General features: G+C 62.8%; 27 protein-coding genes. 11 read left to right on the top strand and 16 right to left on the bottom strand.

Annotation, left to right across the window (positions count from 1 at the left end; translation table 11 throughout):
- Nucleotides 1-36: 36 nt before the first annotated feature.
- Nucleotides 37-960: a LysR family transcriptional regulator gene (locus V7773_RS04570; protein WP_336072463.1), complete on the top strand. Its 924-nt coding sequence runs from the start codon at nt 37-39 to the stop codon at nt 958-960.
- A gap of 115 nt (nt 961-1075) precedes the next feature.
- Here V7773_RS04570 and V7773_RS04565 read toward each other — a convergent pair whose 3' ends face one another.
- On the bottom strand, nt 1076-1510 hold the full coding sequence (locus V7773_RS04565; RefSeq protein WP_336072462.1) for a nuclear transport factor 2 family protein: 435 nt from the start codon (nt 1508-1510) through the stop codon (nt 1076-1078).
- 191 nt (nt 1511-1701) lie between these two features.
- Nucleotides 1702-2598: a LysR substrate-binding domain-containing protein gene (locus V7773_RS04560; protein WP_336072461.1), complete on the bottom strand. Its 897-nt coding sequence runs from the start codon at nt 2596-2598 to the stop codon at nt 1702-1704.
- Between the two features lie 108 nt (nt 2599-2706).
- On the opposite strand from V7773_RS04560, the gene V7773_RS04555 reads away from it, so the two are divergent.
- The 3 genes from V7773_RS04555 (at nt 2707) to V7773_RS04545 (ending at nt 6966) form a co-directional block, all read left to right on the top strand.
- Nucleotides 2707-4104 carry an MFS transporter gene (locus V7773_RS04555; protein ID WP_336072460.1) on the top strand — a complete coding sequence of 466 codons (1398 nt, stop codon included), beginning with the start codon at nt 2707-2709 and terminating at the stop codon, nt 4102-4104.
- Nucleotides 4101-5375, top strand: coding sequence for a glucarate dehydratase family protein (locus tag V7773_RS04550; RefSeq protein WP_336072459.1), 1275 nt, complete (start codon nt 4101-4103; stop codon nt 5373-5375). Before V7773_RS04555 ends, V7773_RS04550 begins: the two co-directional genes overlap by 4 nt.
- Nucleotides 5376-5781: 406 nt before the next feature.
- Nucleotides 5782-6966 (top strand): porin, encoded by a 1185-nt coding sequence (locus tag V7773_RS04545; RefSeq protein WP_092145796.1) that lies wholly within the window; start codon nt 5782-5784, stop codon nt 6964-6966.
- A 207-nt stretch (nt 6967-7173) separates the two neighbouring features.
- Here V7773_RS04545 and V7773_RS04540 read toward each other — a convergent pair whose 3' ends face one another.
- The 12 genes from V7773_RS04540 to V7773_RS04485 form a co-directional block, all read right to left on the bottom strand.
- Nucleotides 7174-8670, bottom strand: a complete 1497-nt coding sequence (locus V7773_RS04540; RefSeq protein ID WP_336072457.1) for a cytochrome D1 domain-containing protein — start codon at nt 8668-8670, stop codon at nt 7174-7176.
- On the bottom strand, nt 8667-9509 hold the full coding sequence (cobA, locus tag V7773_RS04535) for a uroporphyrinogen-III C-methyltransferase (RefSeq protein WP_336072456.1): 843 nt from the start codon (nt 9507-9509) through the stop codon (nt 8667-8669). The genes V7773_RS04540 and cobA overlap by 4 nt, the downstream gene beginning before the upstream one ends.
- Nucleotides 9510-9549: 40 nt before the next feature.
- Entirely contained in the window at nt 9550-10728 is a 1179-nt protein-coding gene (nirJ, locus tag V7773_RS04530; RefSeq protein WP_336072455.1) for a heme d1 biosynthesis radical SAM protein NirJ, read from the bottom strand.
- 28 nt (nt 10729-10756) lie between these two features.
- Complete coding sequence (ahbB, locus tag V7773_RS04525; RefSeq protein WP_092462519.1) at nt 10757-11293, bottom strand: siroheme decarboxylase subunit beta; 537 nt, start codon at nt 11291-11293, stop codon at nt 10757-10759.
- A complete protein-coding gene (locus V7773_RS04520; protein ID WP_092145786.1) occupies nt 11268-11711 on the bottom strand; it encodes an Lrp/AsnC family transcriptional regulator in 444 nt (147 codons plus the stop codon). Before V7773_RS04520 ends, ahbB (V7773_RS04525) begins: the two co-directional genes overlap by 26 nt.
- Nucleotides 11704-12216, bottom strand: a complete 513-nt coding sequence (gene ahbB, locus V7773_RS04515) for a siroheme decarboxylase subunit beta (protein WP_063320831.1) — start codon at nt 12214-12216, stop codon at nt 11704-11706. Before ahbB (V7773_RS04515) ends, V7773_RS04520 begins: the two co-directional genes overlap by 8 nt.
- A complete protein-coding gene (locus tag V7773_RS04510) occupies nt 12213-12671 on the bottom strand; it encodes an Lrp/AsnC family transcriptional regulator (protein WP_336072454.1) in 459 nt (152 codons plus the stop codon). The genes ahbB (V7773_RS04515) and V7773_RS04510 overlap by 4 nt, the downstream gene beginning before the upstream one ends.
- A gap of 2 nt (nt 12672-12673) precedes the next feature.
- On the bottom strand, nt 12674-13852 hold the full coding sequence (locus V7773_RS04505; protein ID WP_336072453.1) for a cytochrome D1 domain-containing protein: 1179 nt from the start codon (nt 13850-13852) through the stop codon (nt 12674-12676).
- Nucleotides 13849-14178 (bottom strand): c-type cytochrome, encoded by a 330-nt coding sequence (locus V7773_RS04500; RefSeq protein WP_092145782.1) that lies wholly within the window; start codon nt 14176-14178, stop codon nt 13849-13851. Before V7773_RS04500 ends, V7773_RS04505 begins: the two co-directional genes overlap by 4 nt.
- Nucleotides 14179-14369: 191 nt before the next feature.
- On the bottom strand, nt 14370-14678 hold the full coding sequence (locus tag V7773_RS04495; protein ID WP_063320835.1) for a c-type cytochrome: 309 nt from the start codon (nt 14676-14678) through the stop codon (nt 14370-14372).
- A gap of 24 nt (nt 14679-14702) precedes the next feature.
- Entirely contained in the window at nt 14703-16382 is a 1680-nt protein-coding gene (locus V7773_RS04490) for a cytochrome D1 domain-containing protein (RefSeq protein WP_092145780.1), read from the bottom strand.
- An 11-nt stretch (nt 16383-16393) separates the two neighbouring features.
- Complete coding sequence (locus V7773_RS04485; RefSeq protein ID WP_139197715.1) at nt 16394-16582, bottom strand: hypothetical protein; 189 nt, start codon at nt 16580-16582, stop codon at nt 16394-16396.
- A gap of 67 nt (nt 16583-16649) precedes the next feature.
- Between V7773_RS04485 and V7773_RS04480 the strand changes: the two genes are divergently transcribed.
- The 6 genes from V7773_RS04480 to V7773_RS04455 all read left to right on the top strand — a co-directional run bounded on the left by V7773_RS04480 (nt 16650) and on the right by V7773_RS04455 (nt 22355).
- Nucleotides 16650-17384, top strand: a complete 735-nt coding sequence (locus tag V7773_RS04480) for a CbbQ/NirQ/NorQ/GpvN family protein (protein WP_371856181.1) — start codon at nt 16650-16652, stop codon at nt 17382-17384.
- Complete coding sequence (locus V7773_RS04475; RefSeq protein ID WP_336072452.1) at nt 17368-17952, top strand: cytochrome c oxidase subunit 3 family protein; 585 nt, start codon at nt 17368-17370, stop codon at nt 17950-17952. Before V7773_RS04480 ends, V7773_RS04475 begins: the two co-directional genes overlap by 17 nt.
- Nucleotides 17953-17964: 12 nt before the next feature.
- A complete protein-coding gene (locus V7773_RS04470) occupies nt 17965-18222 on the top strand; it encodes a cytochrome C oxidase subunit IV family protein (protein WP_336072451.1) in 258 nt (85 codons plus the stop codon).
- Nucleotides 18223-18472: 250 nt separating this feature from the next.
- Complete coding sequence (locus V7773_RS04465) at nt 18473-18913, top strand: c-type cytochrome (RefSeq protein WP_003202495.1); 441 nt, start codon at nt 18473-18475, stop codon at nt 18911-18913.
- A gap of 3 nt (nt 18914-18916) precedes the next feature.
- Complete coding sequence (locus V7773_RS04460) at nt 18917-20344, top strand: cbb3-type cytochrome c oxidase subunit I (RefSeq protein WP_336072450.1); 1428 nt, start codon at nt 18917-18919, stop codon at nt 20342-20344.
- 172 nt (nt 20345-20516) lie between these two features.
- The gene (locus V7773_RS04455; protein WP_063320841.1) at nt 20517-22355 is read left to right on the top strand and encodes a nitric oxide reductase activation protein NorD; all 1839 of its coding nucleotides are present in this window, start codon (nt 20517-20519) and stop codon (nt 22353-22355) included.
- A 4-nt stretch (nt 22356-22359) separates the two neighbouring features.
- On the opposite strand, the gene V7773_RS04450 is transcribed toward V7773_RS04455, so the two are convergent.
- Nucleotides 22360-22560 (bottom strand): hypothetical protein, encoded by a 201-nt coding sequence (locus V7773_RS04450; protein WP_063320842.1) that lies wholly within the window; start codon nt 22558-22560, stop codon nt 22360-22362.
- Nucleotides 22557-23240, bottom strand: a complete 684-nt coding sequence (locus V7773_RS04445; protein WP_003202487.1) for a Crp/Fnr family transcriptional regulator — start codon at nt 23238-23240, stop codon at nt 22557-22559. Before V7773_RS04445 ends, V7773_RS04450 begins: the two co-directional genes overlap by 4 nt.
- Before the next feature lie 565 nt (nt 23241-23805).
- Between V7773_RS04445 and V7773_RS04440 the strand changes: the two genes are divergently transcribed.
- Nucleotides 23806-24996: an NnrS family protein gene (locus V7773_RS04440; protein WP_336072449.1), complete on the top strand. Its 1191-nt coding sequence runs from the start codon at nt 23806-23808 to the stop codon at nt 24994-24996.

Raw genomic sequence — 24996 nt, 5'->3', positions numbered from 1 at the left:
TTTGGAAACTTCAGTTGATACGCGGTGTAATGAATCATGAAGCGTCATTTCGAAGACCTGCAGTTGGGCAGCATAGAACTGTTCTGCTTGGCGGCGGAGGCGGGCAGCTTCACGGCGGCGGCGCAGTTGGCGGGGGTTACCCCGGCGGCAGTGAGCCGCTCGATCTTTCGCCTGGAAGAGCGCCTGGGTTCAAGGCTTTTCGTACGCACCACCCGCAGCATCCGCCTGACCGAAGCCGGCAAGACCTATTTCGAGCAATGTCGGCAGGCGTTGACGCAACTGGTCGAGGCGCAACAGGAAATGATGGGCGCGCAATCGGTGCCGTCCGGGCAACTGCGCATCAGCCTGCCCACTACCTACGGCCATCACCGCATCCTGCCGTTGCTGCCGGCCTTTCGAGCGCTGTACCCGCAAGTGACTGTGGACCTGCACCTGAGCAATCGAAACATCGATTTCGTTGCCGAAGGTTATGACCTCGCCATCCGGGTGCGGGCCCAGCCGGACTCCTCCATGATCGCCAGGTTGTTGGAAGACGCGAATCTGGCGGTGGTCGCCTCACCGGACTACCTGCGCAAGGCCGGCACGCCGCAGACCCTTGAAGACCTGGACGATCACGAGTGCATCCAGTTCGAATTGCCCAGCAGCGGACGACGGATTTCCTGGTTGTTCAAGGTGGATGGCAAGGAGAAGGAGGTATTCGGCCAAGGCAACTATTGCTGTTCGGATGATGTGCTGGGCGGGGTGACGCTGGCCAAGCATGGCGGCGGGTTGTTCCAGACCTATCGATTCATCGTCGAACAGGAACTCGCGGATGGCCGGCTGGTGGAGGTGTTGCAGTCTTTCGGGGGACGGTCACGACCTTTCACACTGCTGTATCCCCATGGCCGATACGTGCCGCAACGGGTGCGTGCCTTCGTGGATTTCCTGCTGCAGCACCGGCAGCAATGGGCCTTGGCCTGACACAAGGTGCCAGGGCTGAAAAAGCATCCCTGTGGCGAGGGAGCTTGCTCCCGCTTGAGCGCGAAGCGCTCACTCGATCTCACTCGCCACAGAGATTCCAACCGTCAGATCGCGATCAGAACCGAAACGCCTGACGGCCAATCAGCAGCCACTTGCCATTCTTCTGCTTCTGCCAGATCTGGAAGTTCTCGATTTCCGTCGGAACCACTTCGGTGCCCTTGAGCGCCTGGGCCGAGAAGTGGTTGCGCACCAGCGCTACGTCACCGGACAAGGTGATTTTCTGGTTCTGCATTTCCAGGGTCTTGAACGCGCTCTTGCCCGTTTCGATGTCGGCGATGAAGGCTTTCTTGTCCTGGATATTGCCGCTGGAGTGCCCGTAGGTCAGGTTCTCGGCGGCCAGTGCCTGGAGTTGTGGGATGTCTTTGTGCAGCATGGCTTGGGTCAGGTGGTCGACGGCCTGGGCCACTTCCTGCTCGGCCGAAGAAGGGGTTGCTGCTGCGTAGCCGCTGAACAGGCACAAGAAGCTGACGATCAATGTCGCTTTTTTCATGGAGATTTCCTTGTTGTTGTAGGTATCCGGAACATACGAGCGCTTGCGCTCATCGGTCATCGTACAACTTGTCGAAGGCAACGGGAATAGCCAGACAGCTAGGCCATTTGTGAAATCAGCCAGGTCTGGTCAAAAGAACATCGGGGGGGATGGCCAGCCACAGGGGTGGGCTTTTAGCTGTGGTGGTGTATTCACAGGCCCTCGCGAACTGCTCCCCGAATCCCTTCCAGCAACATGGTGAACGCCGGGTTGTCGTTGTCCTCGCGCCACACCAGGTGCAATTCGCTTTGAACCCCTTCGCCCAGGTCGATCTCGCGAAACACCACCTGCTTGAACACCACGCTGCTGGCGCAACGCGGCACCAGCGCCAGGCCCATGCCGGCATTGACCAGTGCCAGGATCGTCAGCGACGACCCCAGCCATTGCACGAATTGCGGCGCGACCCGGGCCGAGCGCAGCATGCCGGTGAGCAGTTCGTTGAAGGGCGGGTAGGCGGCGTGGGAATACATGAGGAACGGTTGGGCGTCCAGATCCTGGACGTTCACGGTCTCGGCGCTGGCCAGCGGATGTCCGGCAGGCACCGCCAGTACGAAGGGTTCGCGCACCAGGCATTCGGTGGCGTAGCCGGTCTCCAGCAGTGGCGAGCGGACGATGCCCAGGTCGATGCGCCGAGCGCGCAGGGCTTCATGCTGCTGGTAGGTGTTCATCTCCGCCAGGACGATTTTGACCTGGGGCTGTTTCAGCCGGGCCTCGGCAATCACCTTGGGCAGAAACTCGTACACCGCGCTGCCGACGAAGCTGATGGTCACCGAACCGATGTCACCCTGGGCAAAGCGCCGGGCGGCGATGGCGGCTTGTTGGGCCTGTTCCAGCAGGTTCTGCGCTTCGATGAAAAACGCCCGGCCGGCGGCAGTGAGCGCCACGCTGCGGGTGCTGCGGGTGAACAGTTCGACGCCTAAGTGATGCTCCAGCAATTGGATCTGCCGGCTCAGCGGTGGCTGGGTCATGTTCAGGCGTTCGGCGGCACGACGAAAGTTGAGTTCGGTCGCCACGGTGGTGAAGCAGCGCAGCTGGGCCAGTTCAAACATTGATTTAATCCAGGTATCAATCAAGTGCCAAGTTAGATTAGACGGGAACAATCCCCCGCGTCCATCATCGGCCCGTTCCCCACAAAAACAATGATCGGGAGGCACCCCTTGAATAACGTAACGGACTCCACCCATGACAGCACCCTGGCGCTCGCGGCGGCCAAGGTCAAACGTCATGTACTGCCGTTGGTGGTGGTGATGTTCATCGTCAACTACATCGACCGGGTCAACATCGGTTTCGTGCGCAGTCACCTGGAAACCGACCTGGGCATCGGCGCTGCCGCCTATGGGCTTGGCGCCGGGTTGTTCTTCGTCGGCTACGCCCTGTTTGAAGTGCCGTCCAACATGCTGTTGCAACGCTACGGCGCGCGGGCCTGGCTGACGCGCATCATGTTCACCTGGGGCGCGGCGGCCATGGCCATGGCTTTTGTGCGCGGCGAAACCAGTTTCTATGTGCTGCGCTTCATCCTCGGCGCGGCGGAGGCGGGGTTCTTTCCCGGCATCATCTACTACTTCACCCAATGGCTACCCGCCAACGAGCGCGGCAAGGCGATGGCGATCTTCCTGAGCGGGTCGGCCATCGCCTCGGTGATTTCCGGCCCGGTGTCCGGCGCCTTGCTGCACATCAGCGGGATGGGTCTGCATGGCTGGCAATGGATGTTCCTGATCGAAGGTTTCGCCTCCATCGTGCTGTGCGGGTTTGTCTGGTTCTGGCTGCAATCGCATCCGAGTCAGGCGAAATGGCTGAGCAGTGAAGAGAAAACCGTATTAATCGCCGCTATCGCCGAAGAGCAACGGGCCCGGGAGGCGGCCCAGGTGATCAAGCCGTCGATGTTCAAATTGTTGGCCGACCGGCAGATCGCGCTGTTCTGTTTCATCTACTTTTCCATCGCCCTGACCATCTACGGCGCCACGTTCTGGCTACCGAGCATGATCAAGAAAATGGGCAACCTGGGAGACTTCCAAGTCGGCTTGTTCAACTCCATTCCGTGGATCATTTCCATCATCGCGATGTACGGCTTTGCCGCCCTGGCCGGCAAATGGAAATTCCAGCAGGCCTGGGTCGCGGTGACGCTGGTGGTCGCTGCGTTTGGCATGTTCATGTCCACCACGGGAGGGCCGATCTTCGCGTTTGTCGCGATCTGTTTTGCGGCGATTGGTTTCAAGGCGGCGTCGGCGTTGTTCTGGCCTATTCCCCAAGGCTACCTGGATGCACGCATCGCGGCGGCGGTGATCGCCTTGATCAACTCCATCGGTAACCTCGGCGGTTTTGTGGCGCCGACGGCTTTCGGTTTCCTGGAACAGACCACCGGCTCCATCGAGGGCGGCCTGTATGGGTTGGCCGCCACTTCGCTTGTCGCCGCCGTGGTGATCTTTTTTGCCCGCACCACGCCGAAGCGCGATACCCCGAACTCACTGTCCGGCCGGCCCGAAGCCGTTGCCGAAGCCAGTCAGTCGCAAACCTCTCAAGCCTTGAAACCTGGCCCATCGGGAGCCGCTGTATGAAGATCAAACGCGTCACCGTCACACCCATCGCTTTTCGCGATCCACCTTTGCTCAACGCCAGCGGCATCCATGAGCCGTTCGCGTTGCGCTCGATCATCGAGATCGAGAGCGACAACGGTTACATCGGTCTGGGGGAGAGCTACGGCGATGCGCCGGCCCTGGCGATCCAGCAGCAGTTGCAGAGCCAGTTGATCGGCCTGGACCCGTTCAACCTCAATCAGTTGCGGGCCATCGTCCAGGCGACCGTCGCCGCGCAGAAACCGGTGAGCATTGCCGGTGCCGAACTGGCGCCGGGTTCCCACGCGAGCAAGGCGGTGAGCAATGCCTATTCGGCGTTCGAAGTGGCTTGCCTGGATTTACAGGCCCATTACCTGAACGTGCCGTTGGTGGACCTGCTGGGCGGCGCGATCCGCGACGAGATCCCGTTCAGCGCCTATCTGTTTTTCAAGTACGCCGAGCACATCGATTCGCCGTACCCGCCCGACAGTTGGGGCGAGGCGCTCAACGAACAACAGATCGTTGCCCAGGCCCGGCGGATGATCCAGGACTATGGTTTCAAGAGCATCAAACTCAAGGCCGGCGCTCTCGATCCGGAGCATGAAGTCGCCTGCATCAAGGCGTTGAAACGGGCATTTCCCGGCTATCCGTTGCGCATCGATCCCAACGGTAACTGGTCCCTGGAAACCTCGATTCGCATGGCCGAGCTGCTGGGGGATGACCTGCAGTACTACGAAGACCCGACACCGGGGCTGGAGGGGATGGCCGAGCTGCACAAGCGCATCGGGCTGCCCCTGGCGACCAACATGGTGGTCACCGATTTCGATGAGTTCCGCCGTAGCGTGGCGCTGGACAGCGTGCAGATCGTGTTGGCCGACCACCATTACTGGGGCGGCCTGCGCGACACCCAGGCCCTGGCGAAAATGTGCAGCACCTTCGGCCTTGGCGTGTCGATGCATTCCAACTCGCACCTGGGCATCAGCCTCATGGCCATGGCCCACGTGGCGGCAGCGGTGCCGAACCTGGACTACGCCTGCGACACCCATTACCCGTGGCAGGAACCGGATGAAGAAGTGATCAAGGGTGGCAAGCTGCCGATTGTCGACGGCTGCGTGAAGATCACCCGGGCGCCGGGCCTGGGCTTGGAACTGGATCGGGATCAACTGGGCAAGCTGCATGACCAGTTCCTCAGTTGCGGCATCCGCCAGCGCGACGATGTGCGGCAGATGCAGCGTTACCGGCCGGAGTGGAAGACCGTCAAGCCGAGGTTCTGAGCTGATAGCGAGGGGGCCTGCTGCGCAGGCCAGCGGGAGCAAGCTCCCTCGCCACAAAAGCTGGATCTGACTTCAATTTTGAGTGTGGGTGCGACCCCTGTGGCGAGGGAGCTTGCTCCCGCTGGGCTGCGCAGCAGCCCCAAACCAAACAACTCGCTATGACTGACCAATGAGTTGATCCTCCCAGCCCACCCAGCGGCCCACACCCAAAGTACCGCGCCCGTCGGCAAGGCAGTCTTACACCTAAGCTGTCGCGCCCGCCAGCCTCGCCGTCTTACACCCAAACTGCCGCGCCGGGCCGGCGCTTCCAAAGCATCCGCCAATTGCCTCCAAGGCAGCGTATGACGCGCCCTGGCGCCTTTCGATAATCGCCTCCGACATCCAGTCCCCTGTTGCGGAGCGCGCCATGCACAACAATAAAAATACCCGCCAACGTTTTTTGCCTGCGGTCATCGTAGGTGTTTCGAGCCTGGGCCTGATGCCTTGGGCCAACGCCGAAATCATGCTGTACGACAAGGACCAGACCACCTTTTCCACCGACGGCTACATCAACGCCTTTTACGTCAACAGTGACGTCGACCGCGCGGGTGAGCAGTACGACCGTCGGCAGGCGCGGGTCAAGATGGGTTTCTTGCCCAACTACCTGGGCTTCAACATGGGCAAGCAGGTCGATGACCTCAAGCTCGGTGCCAGGGCCTCGTTCTGGGTGACCATCAACGACAGTGAAACCAATGGCACCGACACCGCCATCGACGTGCGCCAGTTCTACGGCACCGTGGCGAACCCGGAGTGGGGTGAGGTGCTGATCGGCAAGGACTTCGGCCTGTTTGCCCGCTCCAACATCCTGCTGGACGAGTTGCTCGCCGGTTACGGCCAGGTCAGTGACACCCTGGGCCTGGTGGACGGCGGGGGCGTCTCGTTCGGCAACATCGGCAGCGGTTACCCGTATCCGTTCCCGACCTCGCAGATCACCTACCGCACGCCGGTGATGGAGGGCCTGCGCGTGGCGGTGGGGATCATGGACCCGGTGGACACCAACGACAACAGCGCCACGGGCAAGGCCTATCAGGAAAACCCGCGCACCGAGAGCGAGATCACCTATCAGTTCGATCTGGGCGGGGCGAAGATCTACAGCTGGCTCAACGGCAGCTACCAGACCTCGGACAACACCGACTCCACCGTCGAATCGGTCACTTCCAAGGGCCTGGGGTATGGTGTGCAGGCGAAGATGGGCGGGTTGTCGCTGACCGGCTCGGGGTTCCAGGCCAAGGGCATCAACCCGTTCTTCACCAACAACGCCGGTGAAGCCACCCTGCGCAATGTCGACAGCAAGGGCTACCTGTTGCAGGGCTCCTACAAGCTGGGCAAGAACCGCCTGGCGCTGTCCTACGGCAAGACCGATGACGATGGCAACGGCGTGGTAGGCAGTGGCGCCGATTACGAAACCCGGGGCATCGCGCTGTTCCACGACATCAACGACAACCTCAAGCTCGTGGCCGAGTACAACCAGTTCGAAATCAACGGCCACGACACCAGCGCCCAGAACGAAGACACCGATACCTTCGCGGTGGGGGCGGTGCTCACCTGGTAAGGGTGACCCCCTTCAGCTGAGGCGTGTCAGGTCGGCTTTTGGGGCTGCTGCGCAGCCCAGCGGGAGCAAGCTCCCTCGCCACAAGAGCAGTGTTCGACTTCATTTTTGAGTACGGTGCAATCCTGTGGCGAGGGAGCTTGCTCCCGCTGGGGCGCGAAGCGGCCCCGAGACTGATTGATATTGGGGCTGCGCATCAGCCCCCTTTTTTCAGTGTGACGTCCCCTCGGCGAACTCGATCTTGTTGCCGACGTTGTACTTGCCCGACGGCTTGTTCATGGGCAGGCGCTTGATTTCCTTGAGGGTGTTGCTGTCGTAGACGATCAGCGCGCCATCGGTATCCCAAATGCTCAGCAGCAGGTAGCGGCCGTCGCGAGTGAACTCGACGTGGGCGGCGGTTTTACCGGGCATGGGCCGTAGGGTGTGGGCGATTTCCAGGGTCTTTTTGTCGATCAGGTGGATGGCATCGTTGTCCGGGCCGAAGAACACGTCGGTCCAGGCGTAGCGGGAATTGGCATGGCTGCGCAGGAAGAAACCCGGCCCCAGGGTAGGGATCTGCTTGATGACTTTCCAGGTGTCGAAGTCGATCACCGAAATCAGCCCCTTGCTGATGTTGGGTGTGGCGAACACCCAGTGTCCATCGCGTTTCCAATAGGTCCCCGAGCCCAGGTGCGGCATGCCCGGCAGCGCGATATCGGTGACAATCCGCCCCGTGTCGAGGTCGATCACCTGGCCGCCCTGGGCCTTGCGCGAGGTGGCGAGCAATTGCCGGTAATCGGGCGAGAAGGAAAAATCATCGAGGTAATCCTCGGCCTCGATACGCCTGGGCACAAAGTCCGGATTCGGGCCGGTGGACAGTTCCCAGACCTCTTTCACATCTTTCAAGGCGACGATGAAGCTGTTGCGCGGCGGTGCGGTATAGACCGCACTGACCCGCGACGCCTGGCCGTCCAGCCCCACCGTTGCAACGGTCTTGACCAATGACAGGTCGCGGGCATCCAGCACCACCAGGTTGCCAGGCAGGGTGTTGCCCACCAGCACCCAGCGCCCGTCCTTGCTCACCGCCAGGTTGCGGGTATTGAGCCCGGCTCGCACCTCGGCGATGAGCGTGAGGTTGTGCAGGTCATACAGGCTGATCCAGCCGTCCCGGGAGGCGAAATAGACGAAGCGTCCGTCCGGCGAAAACTTCGGTCCGCCATGCACCGCGAAATGTGAGGCGAAGCGCGCCAGGACCTCGAAACGATCCCCGTCGACGATATCGACGTGATGATCGCCAGCTTCCACCACCACGAACAGGTTCAGCGGATCGGCGTGGTGCTGGGGTTTGTCGGGCAAGGTCGCGACATCCGCCAGCAGGCGATGGCTGCGGCGGGTATCGTCCTCGCTCCAGGTCGGTTCGACGGCCGGCGGACGTTGGAGATAGTGGGTCAGGCCATCGATCTGCGCGGGCTCCAGCACCGCGCCGAATGCCGCCATCTGGCTGGCCGGGCGTCCATACTCGATCACCTGGCGGATTTCGTCGGGCTTGATCCGGCTCAGGCTCTGGGGCAACAGCGCCGGCCCGGCGCCGCCGATGCGATTGACCCCGTGGCACTGCTGGCAGTGTTGCTGGTAGTTCTGTTCGGCCAACGCCAGGTCCGGGTCAGGCGCCGTGGCGCCGTGGACGGCACCGATCCACAGTAATGGGGCAAGCCAGCCGATCCTCATGAGGCCACCCTCGCGACAGTTGGCTGGAGCGGTAGGGCCGGGTGCAGGCGGGCCGGATGCTCCAGCAGTTGATGGGCAAACAAACCGACCACCTTGCCGATCACCGTCAAGGTTGGCAGGCCTTCGGCGCATGCCAGCGCCATCTCCGGCAATTGCTGGAGGGTGCCGCGCAAGACCTGCTGGTCGGGGCGTGTGCCGTTGCTGATCAAGGCCGCCGGCGTATCAGCCGCCAGGCCCGCCGCGATCAGTTGTGCGGCGATGGTGCCAAGGTTTGACAGACCCATGTAGAACACCAGGGTCTGGCTGTCATCCGCCAGGCTTTGCCAGGGCAGGTTCAAGTCACCTTCGCGTTGCAAATGACCGGTGATGAAGCGACAGGAATTGACCAGGTCGCGATGGGTCAGGGGAATGCCGGCATAGGTGCTGCAACCGGCCGCGGCGGTGATGCCGGGCACGACTTGGCAATCGATACCGCGGGCCAGCAGATACTCCAGTTCCTCGGCACCGCGACCGAAGATGAACGGATCACCGCCCTTGAGGCGCACCACCCGCTGTCCCTGGTCGGCCAGGTCGGCCAGCAGTTCGTTGATCTGTGGCTGGGGCAGGCTGTGGCAACCGGCGGCCTTGCCGACGTAGTGGCGGGCGCAGGTCAGGGGGATCAGGCTGAGCAATTGCGAGCTGATCAAGCGGTCGTAGACCACCGCGTCGGCCTGCATCAACAGGCTCCAGGCGCGCAATGTCAGCAGGCCCGGGTCACCGGGGCCGGCGCCGACCAGGGCGACTTCACCCGGTCTGAAGGGCGATTGCAGGGCAGCGGGCAAAACGATGGAGGCAGGCATGGGACTTCCTTGGTTCGGTATCGGGTTCGCCGTCGGTTGATCAGGCGCAGGGCATCGCAACGCTGGGGATCGCGTGCAAGCCGATTTCTTCGTCGCTGAGGTGGCAGCCAGGGTCTTGGCCCCACAGGTCGCCGTCGGCCCAGGCCCGGGTGCGGGTATTGCCGTTGCAGATCGCCAGCCAGCGGCATTGCCCGCAGCGACCGCCAACGGCCCGCGGGTGTTCGCGTAGCTTGAGCAGCAGGGCATCGGGGCGATCGAGCCAGAGTGTCTTGAATGGTGTCTGGCGGACATTGCCCACCGAGTGCTGCCACCAGTACGTGTCGGGGTGAACCTCGCCGGTATTGTCGATGTTGGCGATGCCGCTACCCGACGCGTTGCCGCCCCAGGCTCGCAGCATCTGCTCGAGTGCGGCGTAGTGTTGGGGCAGACGCCGGGCGACCCATTGCAGCAGCAGGATTGCGTCGGCGTCGTTGTTGCCGCTGACGAAGTCACTGTCGCGGCCTTGTTCGATGTCGCGCCAGGCCCGTTCGAAGATCAAGGCCATGGCCTCGCGGCTCATCTGTTGCTGGGCATCGAGCTTGCGACTGCGCTTGCCCCGGCCGCTGTAGTTGAGGTGTGACAGGTAGAATTTCTGTACGTCGTACTCATTCATCAAATCCAGCAAGCGCGGCAACTGGGCATGGTTTTGCTGGGTGAGGGTGGTGCGCAACCCGACCCGGATGCCTTGCTCGCGGCAAAGCCGGATGGCCGCCATGGAGCTGGCGAAACTGCCCTTGAGCTGACGGAATTCATCGTGGGTCGCTTCCAGTCCGTCGATGCTGATGCCTACGTAATCAAAGTTCGCCGCAGCAATCTGTTCGATATTGGAAGCGTCGATCAGCGTGCCGTTGGTGGACAAAGCGAGGAAAAAACCTTTGTCGCGGGCATAAGTGCTGAGTTGGAACAGGTCCTCGCGCAACAGCGGTTCGCCGCCGGAGAGGATCAACACCCGCACGCCGGCCTCGTGCAGGTCGTCAATGACCTGGAGCGCCGCCGGTGTGTCCAGTTCATCGCGAAACACGCTATCGGCCGACGTTGCATAGCAGTGCTTGCAGGTCAGGTTGCAGCGCCTGAGCAGGTTCCAGATCACCACCGGCGGGCGACTGCTGCCCGGTGGCGCGACACGTGGGGCGGGGCAATGCCCGGCCAGGGCTCGCAGGTAATGGCTGATCCTCAACATAAGGCGCTCCTTCAGTCGGCGTGCGGGTTCAGCGCGAGGCGGGTGACAGGCGCAGGCCGGTTTTTTTCAGGATGCGGCTGCTCACCAGCATGTCGTCGGCGGCGCAGGCGTCCCCCAGCAGGTAGCGCAGGTGTTCGCGGTAGCTGTCGATTTCTTCGCGGCTGCGACCATGGACCATGGCGAACAGGTTGTAGCGCCAGCCCGGCTGGCGCGGGCGCCGGTAGCAGTGGCTGACGAAGGGCTGCGCCCCCAGCAGGGCGCCGAGACGCGAGATGTCGGCATCGGCCACGTCCCAGACCGTCATGCCGTTGTGGCGATAGCCCAGGCGATAGTGATTGGGCACGGCGGCAATGCGGCGGATCGCACCGTCGGCCTGCAGGCGCTTGAGCAGGTCGAGGGTGGATTCCACGCTCAGTTCCAGTTGCTCGGCCAGCCAGGCCCAAGGGTCTTCGAGCAAGGGCAGGCCGGCCTGGGTCAGTTCCACCAGGCGCAGCGCCAAGGGTGTTTCATCCAGCCGTGGCGGCGCTTGCCACAAAGACTCAGACGGGGAAATACAGGCCGACATGGTAGGTCTCCTCTTTGGGCAGGTTCAGCGGCACCAGGCCGGTCAGGTGTTCGATGTGCAGCAGGGTGTCGTTGATCGCCTGTTCGCTGGGGCAGGCGAGCACGAACCACATGTTCCAGGTGTGCTCGCGGCGGTAGTTGTGGGCGACCTCGGGCATGTCCGCGAGCAGCTCGGCGATGGCCTCGAAACGCGGCTCGGGCACCGCCAGCGCCGCCAGGGTGAACGCACCGCCCAGGCGATCGATATCGAACATCGGGCCGAAGCGGGTGAGTACACCGTCGTTGAGCAACTCATGCAGGCGATCGAGCAATTCGCTACTGCTGCTGTCCAGCTCTTGGGCCAGGGCCTGCCAAGGGTGGCGCACCAAAGGCAGGCCCAGTTGCAGGCGATTGATCAGGCGGCGGTCCAGGTCATCCATCGATATGGGCTCCGACCGGGGCGGCGTAACGTGCGCCGCATTGCTTGAACAGGTGCGTGCTGAACAACAACTGGTGGGGCAAGTCGTCCAGCCGATGTTCTTCAAGCAGCGCCTGGATCTGGGCCTCGACACGGTCGCGCTGGCGACCGTGGATCATGCAGAACAGGTTGTATTGCCACTGGGGCAGGCGTCTGGGGCGTTGGTAGCAAAGGCTGATGCCGGGCGCTTGCCCGAGGCGACGCCCGACTTCATCGACCAAGGCGTCCGGCACGTCCAGCACGAGCATGGCGTTGGCGGCAAACCCCAAGGCGCGATGGTTGACCACCAGGCCGACACGGCGGAACAGTCCCTGTTCATGCCAATGCTGCACCTGTTCGAGCACCTGTTGCTCGCTGGCCTCGATCTGCTCGGCCAGGGCCTGGAAGGGGCGCGATGTCAGGGGCAGGCCGGTTTCCAGCAAGCGGCGCAGTGCCAGTGACTGTTGTTCGCTCAGGGCGTTTTTCATGGGGTGGCCTCCAGGGCAAAGCCCAGGTCGATGCGATAGGCGGTCAGCATGGGCAGGTCCAGTGGCGTGAGACCGGTGTCGTTCTCCAGTTCCTGGAGGATGTTTTCCAGGTGGGCGCGGTTGGGGCCGGTCAGCACGAACCAGAGGTTGTAGCGATGTTCGCGGGCATAGTTGTGATTGACTTCCGGGTATTGGCTGATGCGTGCCGCCACCTGGTGCAAGCGCTCTTCGGGTACGGCCAGAGCGGCCAGGGTGCTGGCCCCGGCCCGGGTGTGTTCGAACACCGGGCCGACCCGCGACAAGGTCCCGGCCACTTGCAGGTGTTGCAGGCAGTCGATGACCTGGGCTTCGCTGCAGCCCAAGGTCTGGGCCATGGCCCGATAGGGATCGGCGCACAACGGCAGGCCATGCTGGAATTGATCGATCAGGCGCCGGGCCAGTGAGCTGGAGGTCATGGTCAGTACCCCGGCTTGTGCGCGCGGCTGCTGAAGAAAATGCCGCTGGGGCTGAGGGCCGGCAGGCTGCTCAGGCGCTTGAGCCGATACGGGTTCCAGACCTGGACCTCGCCACCGTCCCGGGCAGACAACCACAACTGGTCACCCCGCGCGGTGAACTCCATGTGCAGCACCGCCGGGCCTGGCCGCAGATCCGCGACGATGGCGTGGGTCTGGGTGTCGATGACCTGGACGCGGTCGTTGTCCGGGTAGGCGAAGTTGACCCACAGCTGCCGACCGTCCGGACGCGCCGTGACGAACACTGGTTGACCGGCCACGGCGATGGCGTCGGTCTGTTGCCAATCCTGGGCGTTCATCACCAACACCTGGTGATGCCCGACCGCAGGCACGAAAGCTTGCTGGTCGGCCATGGCCCAGCCCTCCAGATGCGGCATCTTGTACACCGGGAGCCGCTCCTGGCCGCGACCGTAATGCCCCAGTACCCGTTTCACCCCAAGCTCCGGGTGCCAGAGATCGAGTTGGGCCATGCCGTCTTCACCGAACAGCCCGGCCATGTAATAACGCCCGTCCGGGGTGATCAGGGCATCGTAGGGTTGCTGGCCGATAGCGGTGAAACGTTCGATGCGCGGGGTGAGGCCTTGGCTGAAGTCGGCGGTCCAGATCTCACCCGTGTCGAACAGGCTGAACACGAAGCGTTGCCCCGGCGCGTCCACCAAGCCGACCACCCGTGAGCGCTTTTGTCCGCCGGGCAATGGCGTGGCCGGGATGTCGGCGACCTGTTCCAGGGTCTGGGCATCGAATACCTTGACGCCGCCGGGCTCGTAGTTGGAGACGGCGATCAGCTTGCCGTCCTGGCTGATTGCACCGCCGATGCTGTTGCCGCCCTGGATGATGCGCCGCTCGATGCGCGCACTCAGCAGTTCGACTTTGCTCAGGCCTCCATCGCGGCCGAACACGTAGGCGTAGCGTTGGTCGCGGGAGAACACCACCGAGGCGTGGGACAAGTCGCCCAGGCCTTCGACGCGGCCCAGGGCGGTGCGGGTGTCGCTTTCAATGATTTGCAGGCTGCCGGTGGCGCGCTCCACCACCACGCCCAAATCGCCGGTGCCGCGAGGCGGTATCTGGGCGCAACCGCAGAGCAGCAGGGCGATGGCGGTGGAGGAGAGGATAGAACGGATCATGAGGCGGGTTTTCCTTGAAGGAGCCGGTCCACCAGCCAGCGGATGTCGTCGGGTGCAAGCAACGGTGCCCAACCGGGCATGGCGCTGCCGGGCCGTCCGAGGGTGACGGTGGCGATGAGGCTGTCGCGGGATTTTCCGGCCAGAGCTTCGTGGGTCAGGGGTGGGCCGAGGCCGCCGGTCATGTACAGGCCGTGGCAGGCGCCACAATCCTGGTCCAGCAGGTGTTGCAGTTGGGCCTGGCGCTGGCTGTCGGGAGCGGCCAGCACGCAGGACGAAAGAACCAAGAGCAGGGCAGTCGCCAGGGTTGTAGCACTGTGTCGTTCCATGACGTCCTCCTGAATCAAAATCGTGCGCGGTCCTGTGGCGAGGGAGCTTGCTCCCGCTGGGCTGCGAAGCAGCCCCGATAACGACCTGACGACTCAGTGTGTCAGGCAAAACCAGGGGGGCTGCTGCGCAGCCCAGCGGGAGCAAGCTCCCTCGCCACAGGGTTTGTGTCAGACAGGTCTCCCTGCCGGGTTTATTTAAGGGTCAGGACCCACGCCGCCAGGATCTTGGCTTCCTCTTCCGTCACGGGGTTGGCCGGCATTGGCATCGGTCCCCAGTTGCCTTGCGTACCTTCCTTGATGTGCTTGGCGAGCAGATCCTGTGCTCCGGCGACGCCGGCGTTTTTCGCCGCGACGTCCTTGAGCGCCGGGCCCACCACCTTGGTGTCAATGGAGTGGCAGGCCGCGCAGGGCTTGCTCTTGAACAGCGTCGGGCCGTCTTGCGCCAATGCCGGCAGGCTGTAGGCGGCAGTCAAGGCCAGGGCAATCAGAATAGGCTTCATGGTTTTTCCTCTTATTGATGGGGCTCAATAGATGTCGTGTTGGGTGTTGTAGACGTTGAATTTCCCCGTCGGGGTGATCAGGCGTTTGTCCTTGATCACGTTCTTGACCTTGAGGGTCTTGTCGTCGATCACCACCAGCGCCGACTCGTCTTCCTGACCACTCCAGACCGAGAACCAGACCTCGTCACCGGCCTTGTTGTATTCCGGTTGCACCACACGCAGCGCGCCTTTCTTGATACCTGCGTACTCGGCAATCGGCAGCACGGTGTAGCCGGCGTCGAGCTTGTCGATGTTGAACACCGCTACCGACTGGCTGAGCTTGGCGTCGGGGCTGAGGGTGGTGTCGACATACAGATGACGAGACGCGGGGTGAGTCTTGATGAACAGCGAACCGCCACCCTGGCCCTGGAGTGAACCGACCTGTTTCCAGGCGTATTGCGGGTGATTGACCGGGTCGGTGCCGATCAGCGAAACGCCGGCATCGCCCAAGTGGCTGGTGGCCCAGACCGGTCCGTAGAGGGGGTGGTTGAAGTTGGCGCCGCGGCCCGGGTGCGGGGTCTTGCCAACATCCACCAGGGCGGTGAGCTTGCGTTCCTTGGAGTCGATCACCGCGACCTTGTTGGAGTTGTTGGCGGCCGTCATGAAGTAGCGATGGCTGCTGTCCCAACCGCCGTCATGCAGGAACGGTGCGGCGTCGATGCTGGTGATGGTGAGGTTCTTGATGTCCTGGTAATTGACCAGCATCACCTTGCCGGTTTCCTTGACGTTGACGATGAACTCCGGCCACTCGTGGGAGGCGATGATGGCCGCGACCCGAGGCTCGGGATGGTACTGCTGGGTGTCGACGGTCATGCCGCGGGTCGAGACGATCTGCTTGGGCTCCAGGGTCTCGCCGTCCATGATGGTGAACTGCGGCGGCCAGTACGAGCCGGCGATGGTGTACTTGTCTTCGTAGCCCTTGAACTTGGAGGTTTCCACCGAGCGAGCCTCGATGCCCACCTTGATTTCCGCGACCTTGGTCGGCTCTTTCGGCCACAGGTCGATCATGTCGATCTTGGCATCCCGGCCGATCACCAACAGGTAGCGACCTGACGCCGAGATGCGCGAGATGTGCACCGCATAACCGGTGTCGATCAGCTTGACGATCTTCTTGCTGTCGCCGTCGATCAGGGCAATCTTGCCGTCGTCGCGCAGGGTCACCGAGAACAGGTTCTGCAGGTTGAGCGTACTGATCTGTTTGGTCGGCCGGTCTTCAGGCTTGACCAGCACTTTCCAGGTCTTGCGGGTTTCCGCCATGCCCCATTCCGGTGGCGTCGGCGGGGTGTGCTGGATGAACTTGGCCATCACCGTGATCTGGTCTTTGGTCAGGGCATTGGAGGTGCCCCAGTTCGGCATGCCGGCGGCCGAACCGTAGGTGATCAGCGCCTCCAGGTAGGCTTGGCCGCGCGATTGGGTGATGTCGGGTGTCAGCGGCTTGCCGGTGGCGCCTTTGCGAAGCACACCGTGGCAACCGGCGCAGCGCTGGAAGTAGATTTCCTTGGCCGTGTCGAAGTCGGCCTGGCTCAGGTCGGGCGCGCCTTCGGTCTTGACCACGCGGGGTTGCTCCGGCGCGGCGGTTTGGTCGGCGAAGGCGTGGGGGGCGGCCAGCGCTGTACACAGCGCCGTGACCCGCAGGGCCCACGATTTTTTGTGGCTGATCAGCATTCCATTTCTCCTCAGGCGTGACCCGCGCTGCGCTGTAATTGACGTTCGGCGCGCAGGTTCTTGGTGCGGTGCAAGGCTATGCCCAGGCCGGTGGTTAGCCGCTTGACGGCGATCAAGTTTGCCGGCCGCAGCCCTTGCCAGGTTGTCGCAGGGCACCGTAGCGTGGCCTGCAATCGTGTTGTCTGATCAGGTCTTGCCATGAACGCTATCCACACTTTGCAGCACCCCGACGAACCCTTTTATCAACCCCAGGACAACGAGCAGGCGATGTTCGAGCAGGCCTGGCATCACGGCATGCCGGTGCTGATCAAAGGCCCGACCGGCTGCGGCAAGACCCGTTTCGTCCAGCACATGGCCCACCGCCTGAAACTGCCGCTGTACACCGTGGCCTGCCACGATGACTTGAGCGCGGCCGATCTGGTGGGGCGTCACCTGATCGGCGCCCAGGGCACCTGGTGGCAGGACGGGCCCTTGACCCGGGCGGTGCGCGAGGGCGGTATCTGTTATCTGGATGAGGTGGTCGAAGCACGCCAGGACACGGCCGTGGTGTTGCACCCGTTGGCCGATGATCGTCGGCAGCTGTACCTGGAACGCACTGGCGAAGTGCTGCAGGCGCCGCCGTCCTTCATGCTGGTGGTGTCGTACAACCCCGGTTACCAGAACCTGCTCAAGGGCATGAAACCCAGCACTCGCCAGCGTTTCGTGGCGATGCGCTTTGGCTATCCGGCGGTGGCCGATGAAGAGCGCATCGTTGCCCGCGAGGCAGGGGTCGATCTGGCCCTGGCGGCTCAGGTGGTGCGATTGGGACAGGCGCTACGCCGGCTCGATCAGCATGACCTGGAGGAAGTTGCCTCGACGCGCCTGCTGATTTTCGCCGCGCGCATGATCGGCTCCGGCATGGACCCGCGCCAGGCTTGCCTGGCGTGCCTGGCCGAGCCATTGAGTGACGACCCGCAGACCGTTGCCGCGTTGATGGATGTGGTCGATGTCCACTTTGGCTGAAACCGTTGCCGTGCCCCGACGCTTGCCCGGGGACCTGGCGATGTGGTTTTTCATCCTCGCCGAGTTGTCGGTGTTCGCGTTGTTGATCCTGACGTTCACCGTCGCCCAGGCGTTGTACCCACAGACTTTCAGCGAAGGCCGGCAATTGCTGGACCGCTCCACGGGCCTGGCGATGACCCTCAGCCTGCTGACGGCCGGGTTGTTCGCCGCCCTGGCCCAGGAGCAGGTCAGGCAGGACCGGCCACGTCGGGGGGCGTTGTTGCTGTGGGTGGCGTTGCTACTTGCTTCGGGCTATGTGGGGATCAAGCTCACGGAGTACGCCCATCTGTTGGCGAACGGCCTGGGGATGGAACACGACACCTTCTTCACCTTGTACTGGATCCTCACGGGGTTTCATTTCCTCCATGTGCTGCTGGGCATGGTGATCCTTGGCTGGCTGGCCGAGGGCTGCCGGCGCCGTCGCTATGGGGCGCAGGGCAACAGTGGGCTGGAATCCGGCGTGCTGTATTGGCACATGGTCGATCTGGTCTGGGTGTTGTTGTTCCCGGTTGTCTACATCCTTGATTGAGCGGAGGTGCTCATGTCGGCTTCCCGTGTCTTGATTGCTTGCTGGATGACGCTGGCCGTGCTTAGCACCGGCACCGTTGCCCTGGGCCAGATCGCGGCTGCCGGGCTGGTGTCCATCGCCATCCTGGTGGTCGCGGTGACCAAGGCCTGGCTGATCGCCGACGGCTTCATGGAACTGCGCCATGCGCCGCGCCTGTGGCGCGGGTTGATATTGAGCTGGGCGGTGCTGTTGGCGACGCTGATTGCCTCGACACTCATGGCAGGCACATAACCCGTGGCGAGGGAGCTTGCTCCCGCTGGGCTGCGCAGCAGCCCCATTCGTAACAACCTCACTCTACCTGACACACCGTGCCGGCAGGTTTTGGGGCCGCTTCGCGACCCAGCGGGAGCAAGCTCCCTCGCCACGGGATCGGTGCTGCAGGAACAACCCACCAAAACCATCGGAGATTCTTGATCGCCATCAAGCGGTTTCCGACCCCTCGCTTCCTAGAATGAACACGCCAAGCAATGAGGAAGTGACCATGTCAGATACTTTCACCAAAGGCATGGCCAGGAATATTTATTTCGGGGGAAGCATCTTCTTTTTCCTGATATTCCTGGCCCTGACCTACCACACGGAACAGACCTTTCCAGAACGCAGCAACCAGGCGCAATTGACGGAATCGGTGATACGCGGCAAGGGCGTCTGGGAGCGCAATAACTGCATCGGCTGCCATACCCTGCTGGGCGAGGGCGCGTACTTTGCGCCGGAGCTGGGCAACGTGGTCAACCGTCGCGGTGGCGATGAAGCCTTCAAGCCGTTCCTGCAGGCCTGGATGAAAATGCAGCCGCTGAACGTTCCGGGGCGTCGGGCCATGCCGCAGTTCAACCTGAGCGAGCAGGAGGTCGACGACATCGCCGAGTTCCTCAAATGGAGCTCGAAAATCAATACCAATGGCTGGCCGCCAAACAAGGAGGGCTGAGAGATGAGCATGGCTAATCCGCATCTGAAATTCGCCTCGCAGGCCGTCGCCAAACCCTACTTCGTGTTTGCCCTGATGCTGTTCCTGGGGCAGGTGTTGTTCGGTTTGATCATGGGGCTGCAATACGTGGTCGGCGACTTCCTGTTCCCGCTGATCCCTTTCAACGTGGCCCGCATGGTCCACACCAACCTGCTGATCGTCTGGCTGCTGTTCGGCTTCATGGGCGCGGCGTATTACCTGATACCGGAGGAGGCCGACCGCGAACTGCACAGCCCGAAACTGGCGCTGTTGCTGTTCTGGGTGTTCGCCGCCGCTGGCGTGGCGACGATCCTGGGTTACCTCTCGGTGCCTTATGCCACGCTGGCGAAATTCACCGGCAACGACCTGCTACCGACCATGGGCCGCGAGTTCCTGGAACAGCCGACCATCACCAAGATGGGCATCGTCGTGGTATGCCTGGGGTTCCTCTACAACATCGGCATGACCCTGCTCAAGGGGCGCAAGACCACGGTCAGCATGGTGATGATGACCGGGCTGATCGGCCTGGCGGTGTTCTTCCTGTTCTCCTTCTACAACCCGGAAAACCTCGCACGCGACAAGTTCTACTGGTGGTGGGTGGTGCATCTTTGGGTGGAAGGCGTCTGGGAGCTGATCATGGGTTCGATGCTCGCCTTCGTCCTGATCAAGATCACCGGCGTGGACCGGGAAGTGGTGGAAAAATGGCTCTACGTGATTATCGCCATGGCGTTGATCACCGGGATCATCGGCACCGGTCACCACTTCTTCTGGATCGGCGCGCCCGAGGTCTGGTTGTGGGTCGGCTCGATCTTCTCGGCGATGGAACCGCTACCGTTCCTGGCCATGGTGGTCTTCGCCTTCAGCATGGTGAAAAACCGTCGTCGGCAACACCCGAACCGCGCCGCCACGTTGTGGGCCAAGGGCACCACGGTCACCGCGTTCTTCGGTGCGGGCGTCTGGGGTTTCCTGCACACCCTGGCACCGGTCAACTACTACACCCACGGTTCGCAACTGACTGCGGCCCACGGTCACCTGGCCTTCTACGGCGCCTACGCAATGATCGTGATGACGCTGATCAGCTACGCCATGCCACGCTTGCGTGGGTTGGGTGAAGCAGCGGACGAACGTTCCCAGCGGTTGGAGATCTGGGGCTTCTGGTTGATGACCTTGTCGATGGTGATGATCACCTTGTTCCTCACCGCTGCCGGTGTGGTCCAGGTGTGGTTGCAGCGGTGGATGCCGGATGGCAGTGCCTTGCCGTTCATGGCCACGATGGATCATTTGAAGCCGCTGTTCTGGGCACGACTGGTCAGCGGTATCGGGTTCCTGGCCGGGTTGCTCTGCTACCTGTTCAGCTTCCGTCAACGTGGCCGTGCGGCCCTGCGGGCACCAGCGGCGGTGGTGCCTTCGTGAGTCACCACAGCGACTGAGCCGGACTCATTGTGGCGAGGGAGCTTGCTCCCGCTTGGGTGCGCAGCGCCCACAAAAAGGGGGCTGCTGCGCACCCCAGCGGGAGCAAGCTCCCTCGCCACGAAAGCGGTGTGAGCCAGTCCCTTCAGTGCAACGGCTTAAGAGGAGAATAACCATGGCATTCACCCTGGAGCTGGAAGAATGGGTCGGCAGTGTCTGGCACCGTTTCATCACCCGCCGGGCCAGTGCTGATTTTCCTGAGGCCCGGGTCGAGCTGGTGCCCCGGCAACGTTCGTTGCAGGTGCTGTTTCGCGCCACTGGCGGTGCGCCTCACCTGGGGGTGGAAGCGGTCAGCGACCGCGACCTGTTGTTGCGTCGCAACCTGTTGCAGCAGATTGCCGGCACCTGCAAGCAAGTGCCCCTGGCCTGTTGCGATGGCGATAACCTGCGGCTGCCGGCGAGCCTGGCGACGTTCCCCGATGTCGGGCTCAACGAAGAGCTGTATCGCTGGCTCGCGTTGCTGGCCGCGCAGTCGGGGCCGATGAAGCACTGGGGACGGGACAATCAACGCTGGACCCTGGCGGTGTTGAAGCGCTACCCGGCGCTGCGCCCTCGCTACCGGCGACTGGTGGAGGCGCACCTGTCCCTGCGCCCCGATCCGGCCACGCTCAACCCGGCCGAAGCCGCCTTGGAGCGGGCGCTGTGCCAAGCCTTGCGCGAACCGGGCAGTGTCGAACATTTTCCACGCAGCGAGCGGGCGGCCTGGCCGTTGCCGCTGTGGCTCTACCCACCCCAACACCTGGCCAATCCCCAGGCCGCCAACCTTGAGGAGTCCGAGCAATACCTGGCGACGCCGCCCGGTGAACAGCAGGGCGGGCGCAAGCGCGCCGAGCGAATCGACGACACCACCCGTGATGGTGGGCTGCTGATCGTGCGCCTGGAAAACCTGTTCAGTTGGACCGAACACGTGGACCTGGATCGCTGGGCGGATGACAGCGAAGACCCGGACGCCGCTCGCGTCGCCGAGGACCTGGACCAGTTGACCTTGTCACGTACCCGCATACGCAAGGGCGGTGGTTTGAAACTGCACCTGGACCTGCCGCCGGCCGATGTGGATGACCTCCCGTTGGGCGCAGGCATCCTGTTGCCGGAATGGGATTACCGCAAGCAACGACTGCAGGACGACTTCGTCAGCCTGCAAACCTTTACCCCTCGCGATTGCCAGCCCCAGCCGTTGCCCGCGCGCCTGCGAAGCTCGGCCCAGCGCTTGCGTCGCCAGTTCGAACACTTGCGCAACGATCGCCAATGGTTGCGCCAGCAAACCCAAGGCTCGGAACTGGACCTGCAAGCCTGGCTGGATTTCCACGTCGAACGCCAGCACGGGCAGTGCAGTGAACGCGGGCTGTTCATGGACCAGCGTCAGACGCGCCGCGACCTGGCCTGCCTGCTGTTGGCCGACCTGTCGATGTCTACCGATGCCCACCTCAACGACGAACACCGGGTGATCGACGTGATTCGCGACAGCCTGTTGCTGTTCGGCGAAACCCTATCGGTGCTGGGGGACGATTTTGCCTTGTACGGGTTCTCTTCCTTGCGCCGCCAGCAGGTGCGCATGCATGAACTCAAGGCCTTCAACCAGCGTTATGACGACCACACCCGGGGGCGGATCCAAGGGCTCAAGCCCGGTTACTACACGCGCATGGGCGCGGCGATTCGCCAGGCCACGCAACGATTGGCGGGCTGCAAGCGGCGGCGCAAATTGTTGTTGCTGCTCAGTGACGGCAAGCCCAATGACCTGGACCTCTACGAAGGACGCTACGGTGTGGAAGACACCCGCCAGGCAGTGCTGGAAGCCCGGCGCCAAGGGCTGACGCCGTTCTGCATCACCATCGATCGCGAAGCGGGGGATTACCTGCCGTACATGTTCGGGGCCAACGGCTACACCTTGATTCGCCAGCCCGAGCAACTGCCGCTGCGCTTACCGCAGTTGTACCGGCAATTGACTCAGGATTGAGGGCTCAGGCGATGCTGCGCGGCAGCCAGAAGAACATGACGATGCAGAAGATCGTCAAGCCGACACAGAACCAGGTGAAGCGTCGCAACCGACGCTCGCTGGCCTTTGCGGCCTCGACTGGCAGGGGCATGCCGCACTGGCGACATTCGGTTTCGTGTATCGGGTTGGCTTGTTGGCAATACAGGCAAGTGGGCTGCGCGCTCATTCGAATTGCTCCAGGCGCAGGCGATCGAGAATGGCGATCTGGCGACCGTCCTGGGTGATGATTTTTTCATCGATCAGGCGCCGGATGATCCGCGAGAAGGTTTCCGGCTGGATCGACAAGTGCCCGGCGATCAACTGCTTGGCCATCGGCAATTCGAACTGGCTGTCCACGGTTTGCAGGCGCACCAGTTGCGTCAGCAGGTAGCGCACCACGCGGTGAGTGGCGTTCTTCAGTGACAAGGTTTCAATCTCGTTGACCCGTTGGTGCAGGCGTACACAGAGCTTGCCGAGCAGGGCGAAGGTCAGCCGGCTGTTGCTTTGCAGCAGACGCATGTAGGTAGCGTTGGACAACCGGTATACCTGGGTCGGGCCGACGGCTTCAGCGGACGCGACGTAGTTGGGGGTGTCCATCAGCATCATGGCTTCGGCGAAGGTCTGGCGCTCGCCGATCACCTCGAAGACCTTTTCCTGGCCATCCGGGGTCAGCCGGTAGATTTTCACGGCACCGGAAATCACGAAGTAAAACGCCTGCGCCGGCTCTCCCTGGCGGAACAGCGGATCGCCCCGGTCGATGTTCAGCAGTTGGCTGTTGCTCATCAATTCGTTGAGCTCTTCTTCGTTCAAAGGCTCGAACAGGTGATGGCTGCGCAGAATCTGGTGATGGACGCGGTGGAGCACCATGGCATGGAATCCTTGTAAGGGTGAAAGAGGTGGTCGGGGTCAGACCAGGCTCAGGGACAGGCCGCTGGCTAGCGCCACGACGCAGGAGAGCAAGACGAACCAGGTAAACGGCAGAACGACGGATTTCATGGATGACCCCGACAAGAAAGGTGATGCCGTGCCTGAGCAAGAGACGGGCCATGCCTGCGGGCGTTGTTTCATGGGACGTTAGAGTTAGTGAGGGTAAAAATGACCCTGGCGCAATCGGGTTAAAACAACCACGAAAGGGTCATAAGTACCCCGTTCGGCTATAGTCCCTGTGGGAGCGAGCTTGCTCGCGATGGCGTCGGATCAGTCAGTATTGAGTTGTCTGGCCCACCGCCATCGCGAGCAAGCTCGCTCCCACAGGGGGGTAGGGGTATTTAGCGAATGGCTCGACCCGGTTCGGCAAGCCCCTTGCAAGTGACTGGTCGAGGCACCTGGCTGGCTTGATCTGAGACAAGGCCTGCCAGCGCCGATAGCCGATCATTCGAACCCTGGTTTGTCGTACTTCGCTGGCGGTTCAGCGAGGCAAAAGGAGTGATGTATGCAAGTGCTTGACCGTCGCAAGGCCATGGCCATTCTGCCGCTGTGGCGCCTGGCGTTTCGGCCGTTCTTCCTGGCGGGCTGCGTGTTGGCGCTGTTGGCCATTCCCCTGTGGCTGCTGGCGTTCACCGGGCGCTTGTCGACCTGGCAGCCGGCCGGCGGCTGGTTGGCCTGGCATCGGCATGAACTGTTGTTCGGTTTCGGCCTGGCGATCATTGCCGGGTTCCTGCTGACGGCGGTGCAAACCTGGACCGGAATCCCCGGCCTCAGCGGCAAGCGCCTGGCAACGCTGGCGTTGTTGTGGCTGGGCGCGCGGCTGGCCTGGTTGGTGGATGCGCCCTGGCCGTTACTGACGCTGCTGGAGCTGGGTTTTGCCCTGGCGGTCGCCGCGCTGATGGGCGTGATGTTGTGGCGTGTGCGGCAGAAGCGCAATTACCCAATTGTGCTGGTATTGCTGCTGTTGGCCGCCGCCGATGCGTTATCCGTATACGGCCTGGTGCAGCACGACGAGGGCTTGCAACGCCAGAGCGTGCTCACCGGCCTGTGGCTAGTGGCGGCCATGATGGGGTTGATCGGCGGGCGCGTGATTCCATTCTTTACCCAGCGCGGCCTCGGTCGGGTCGAGGGCGTTGCCCCTTGGCCGTGGCTCGATCGCCTGTTGCTGGCAGGGGCGGCGCTGGTGGCGTTGTTGTATGCCTTCGGTCCGGCGCTGGTGACCAGCGTCTGGGTCGGCCTGTTGTTCGCCGCGTTGGCGGTGGGCCACGGGATTCGGCTGGTGCGTTGGCATGATCGGGATTTGTGGCGGGTGCCGCTGCTGTGGTCGTTGCACCTGGCCTACGCCTGGCTGGCGGTGGCTTGCCTGGGCATGGCGCTGTGGCACTTCGGCGTGCCAGTGAACCCGAGCCTGGCGGTGCATGGCCTGACCATCGGCGCCATGGCCGGGTTGATCCTGGCGATGGTTGCCCGTGTCAGCCTGGGCCATACCGGGCGCGCCCTCGAGCCGCCGGCGGGCATGACCCTGGCGTTCATCCTGCTGAACCTGGCGTGCCTGAGCCGCGTGCTGTTGGTGCTGCTGTTGCCGTTGGCCGGGCTGTGGCTGGCGGCGCTGTGCTGGACACTGGCGTTCGGTCTATACGCCTGGCGCTATGGGCCGATGCTGCTCAAGGCTCGGGTGGATGGGCATCCGGGATGA

The sequence above is a fragment of the Pseudomonas sp. 3JA genome (assembly GCF_036961705.1).
Lineage (GTDB): Bacteria > Pseudomonadota > Gammaproteobacteria > Pseudomonadales > Pseudomonadaceae > Aquipseudomonas > Aquipseudomonas fluorescens_Q.
Note: the sequence above shows the minus strand (reverse complement) of the source record. Positions and strands in the feature narration are given on the sequence as shown.